At 74.0% G+C, this 4,187-nt stretch carries 2 protein-coding genes and 1 pseudogene; all 3 read right to left on the bottom strand.

All coding sequences use genetic code 11. The features are described 5' to 3' along the window. Positions 1–604, bottom strand: a pseudogene (locus ACTIDRAF_RS28555) (FUSC family protein); the annotation flags it as partial. Between the two features lie 917 nt (positions 605–1,521). Then, complete coding sequence (thiD, locus tag ACTIDRAF_RS0212480) at positions 1,522–2,346, bottom strand: bifunctional hydroxymethylpyrimidine kinase/phosphomethylpyrimidine kinase (RefSeq protein WP_016699076.1); 825 nt, start codon at positions 2,344–2,346, stop codon at positions 1,522–1,524. Positions 2,347–2,372: 26 nt separating this feature from the next. Continuing rightward, complete coding sequence (gene thiC / locus ACTIDRAF_RS0212485) at positions 2,373–4,037, bottom strand: phosphomethylpyrimidine synthase ThiC (protein ID WP_016699078.1); 1,665 nt, start codon at positions 4,035–4,037, stop codon at positions 2,373–2,375. Positions 4,038–4,187 lie beyond the last annotated feature (150 nt).

Raw genomic sequence — 4,187 nt, forward strand, 5'->3', positions numbered from 1 at the left:
CGAGCCGGGCCCGGGTGCCGTCGGCCCGCCACACCCGGGCGGCGTCGTGCAGGCCGCCCGGGGTCTGGTCGGTGAGCGCCGCCGCCACGGCGGCGCGGGTCGGCCCGGACGGGTCGTCCTTGCCCGCCGCCACGCGGACCACGACGGCCAGCACCACCCCGCAGGCTCCGCCCGCCGCCAGGAGGGCCGGGTTCTGGCCCTCGCCGAGGCCGGTGGTCACGGCGAGCAGGGTGGTGGTGGCCGTGACCTGGCCGACCCGCAGGTAACCGCTGCCCAGGGCGGGCAGCATGCCCGCCCCCAGGACGACGAGCGAGGCCGCGAGGATGGCCGGGGCCCCCTCCAGGGACGGGCCCACCGCGACGACCGCGGTGAGCAGCGGGCCCAACCACACCACCGCTCTCAGGTCGGCCCGCAGCGGACCAACGCTCGCCCCGACGAGCGTGAGCACCGCCACGAGTCCACCGAGCACGGCCACCCGGTCCAGGCCGAACGGCGCCGCGACGCCGGTGGCGAGTCCGACCGCCACGGCCGTCATCACGAGTTGCCGGACCGGCAGCTCCACGCTCAGGCGAGTCGACGGTCGCGCCCGTATGCCTGTCAGCACCCAACCAACCACGACGAGAATGTTCCCTGATCAATTACACGAAGTGACCGCACTACACGCTCAGCGGGCAAGGACCACCCGAGAGTAGGAAAAGGTCTGGCCGACCGTCCTGCCGCCACGGCAACCCCCGATCTCGCGCCGGCCCCACCGCTCCGCCCCGCGGCCTCGCCCGGGAGCGGCCCGCGGACCCACGGGGCCACCTGCTCTGTTATTGCCCCCGGTACGCGGAGCGTTACGGCGGCGTCCACGGTGCCGCCGGCGTCCCCGTGCCGCGTGGAGACCGGCCGGGAACGCGGTGACCCGCGGGCGTGGAGCCGGATGTGGCGCCGGAGCGGATCCCACCCCGGCCACGGCTCGTCCCGGCGGGAACGGCGCCGTCGACCGCTGCGCGCTCTCGCCCCGCCCGGCGGCGCCCCCTACCCGCGGGAACGGCGCGCGGCGGGATCGTGACCGCCCGGCCAGGGCATCGCGCCGTGATCGGGCCGTGCGACCGCCCGGCTGGCGGACGCCGGGTCGCACGACCGGCGCGCGGCCCGCCGACACGAGGTACCGGCGCGGAACGGGCCTCGACCCGCACTGGGGCCGGGCGGGGGCGCTCCTCCGCCGCCCTCGGCCCGGGCGGGGACGTCGTCCCGCCGGTCGCCCCGGTGGCGCGGGCCCCGCCCCCACCGGCACGGCCGGGCGCACCGGAGGATGGGGGCTGGTCGCGCCGGCCGGGGCCACGGGCCGAACCGGTGGCTGATCGGCACCCGCCCCGGGCCGCGACACCACCAGATCGATCACGGGGAGTGATCGTTGATCAACCTTTGGTTGATCACCTGGCTGGCGGTAGGACGTTCATCCCGGCCGGCCCGCCATCCTTGGGAACGCGGCGGGCGCCGGGCCCGAGGGCTCCGGCGGTCCCGGGGCGGAGCGGCTCACCAGGCGGCGTCGGAGATCCGCCAGAACGCCGAGACGGGGCCGACCCCAGCTCCGAGCGGGTAGGCGGCGGCCACCGCCCGCATGATGTAGCGCTTCCCGGCCCGGACCGCGTCGACGAGGTCCAGACCGTGGGCCAGGGCGGCGGTCACGGCCGCGGCGAGGGTGTCCCCGCCGCCGTGCGTGTGACCCGTCGGATGTCGCGGCCCGGGCAGCTCGACGACGTCGCCGCGAGCGCCCACGAGCAGGTCGACGCAGTCCGCGTCCGCCGACAGGTGCCCCGCCTTGATCAGCACCCACTCCGGCCCGAGGGCCAGCACGGCCTCCGCCGCCTTGCGCAGGTCGGAGCGAGTGGTGACCTCGACGCCGGTCAGCAGCCGCACCTCGTCGAGGTTCGGGGTGGCCAGCGTGGCCCGGGGCAGCAGCGCCTCGCGGACCGCCCCCAACGCGCTGGCCGCCAGCAGGGAGTCGCCGTGCATCGAGGCGGCCACCGGGTCCACCACCAGCGGGATCCCGGTCGCCCGCCCGATCCCGCGCTCGTCACACGTCTCCGCCACCACCTCGATGATCCCCGCGCTCGCCAACATGCCCGTCTTCACGGCGTGCGCGCCGATGTCGGTGGTGACCACCCGGACCTGGTCCCGCACGATGCCGGGCGGTACCTCGTGGAAACCGCTGACCCCCACGGAGTTCTGGACGGTCACGGCGGTGATCGCGGACATGCCGTGCACCCCGCACGCGAGGAAGGTCTTGAGGTCGGCCTGGATCCCCGCGCCACCACCGGAGTCCGAACCCGCGATGGTCAGGGCGGTCCGGGGTGTCACACCCGGAGCGGGGGTCGGGCGGGGGCTCACCGCTCCACCACCGGCAGGTAGACGGACCCGCCTCGGGCGGTGAACTCCGCCGCCTTGGCCTTCATGCCCTCCTCCACCGCCCGCGCCGTGGTCAGCCCGCGTTCCTCCGCGAACCGCCGGACGTCCTGGCTGATGCGCATGGAGCAGAACTTCGGGCCGCACATGGAGCAGAAGTGGGCGGTCTTCGCCGGCTCCGCCGGCAGGGTCTGGTCGTGGAAGGCCCGGGCCGTGTCCGGGTCGAGGGCGAGGTGGAACTGGTCCACCCACCGGAACTCGAAGCGTGCCCGGGACAGGGCGTCGTCCCGTTCCCTGGCCCGGGGGTGGCCCTTGGCGAGGTCAGCGGCGTGCGCGGCGATCCGGTAGGCGACCACGCCGGTCTTGACGTCGTCCCGGTCCGGGAGCCCGAGGTGTTCCTTCGGGGTGACGTAGCACAACATCGCGGTGCCAGCCCGCGCGATCATCGCGGCGCCGATGGCGGAGGTGATGTGGTCGTAGGCCGGGGCGATGTCCGTCGCGAGCGGGCCGAGGGTGTAGAAGGGCGCCTCGCCGCACAGCTCCTCCTCCAACCGCACGTTCTCCTCGATCAGGTGCATCGGGACGTGGCCGGGCCCCTCGACCATCACCTGCACGTCGTGCCGGCGGGCGACGTGCGTCAGTTCTCCGAGGGTGCGGAGCTCGGCGAACTGCGCCTCGTCGTTGGCGTCGGCGATCGAGCCGGGACGCAGGCCGTCCCCCAACGAGAAGGTGATGTCGTACTCGCGGAAGATCTCGCAGAGCTCCTCGAAGTGCGTGTAGAGGAAGCTCTCCTCGTGGTGCGCCAGGCACCACGCCGCCATGATCGAGCCTCCTCGGGAGACGATGCCGGTGACGCGGTGGGCGGCCAACGGGACGTACCGGAGCAGGACACCGGCGTGGACCGTCATGTAGTCCACCCCCTGCTCGGCCTGTTCGAGGACGGTGTCGCGGTAGACCGGCCAGGAGAGCCGGGCCGGGTCCCCGCCCACCTTCTCCAGCGCCTGGTAGATCGGGACCGTCCCGACCGGGACGGGGGAGTTCCGCAGGATCCACTCCCGCGTCTCGTGGATGCGGCGACCGGTCGACAGGTCCATGACGGTGTCCGCGCCCCACCGGGTCGCCCACACCATCTTCTCCACCTCCTCCTCGACCGAGGAGGAGACCGCTGAGTTGCCGATGTTCGCGTTGACCTTGACCAGGAACCGCTTGCCGATCACCATCGGCTCCGACTCGGGATGCCGGTGGTTGGCCGGGATGACGGCCCTGCCGGCGGCGACCTCGTCGCGCACCAGCTCCGGCGGCACTCCCTCGCGGACCGCCGCGAACTCCATCTCCGGTGTGATCACGCCGGCTCGCGCGAGGGCCAGCTGGGTGCCACCGCCGGTGGCCGCCCGTTCGGTGATCCACGTCGTCCTCAGCTCGTCGAGCCCGCGTCGGACGTCGATGGCGGCCTCGGTGTCGGTGTACGGGCCCGAGGTGTCGTAGAGGTCGAGGTGCTCGCCGTTGGTGAGGGTGACCCGGCGCTGGGGAACCCGCAGCCCGGACGGTGTGCTGACGTGCACCTTGTGCGATCCGCTGATCGGACCGGTGGTGACCCTCGGGGTCCCGGACTCCCCGAGATTGGGCTGAACAGACTCGGCCGCCATCGCGGCACCTCCCTACGCCGGCATTACCCGGACAGGTTCCTGCGGTCGGCGACGCCCGTGCCCGGCACGAATCGCCCTCTCAGCCCGCTCTGGCGCGAGCTCCCGCGTGTGTTCGGTTGTCCTCGGCCGAGGCTAGCGGCCAGGAGCGGC

The sequence above is a fragment of the Actinoalloteichus spitiensis RMV-1378 genome (assembly GCF_000239155.1).
In the GTDB taxonomy this organism is placed as follows: Bacteria; Actinomycetota; Actinomycetes; order Mycobacteriales; family Pseudonocardiaceae; genus Actinoalloteichus_B; species Actinoalloteichus_B spitiensis.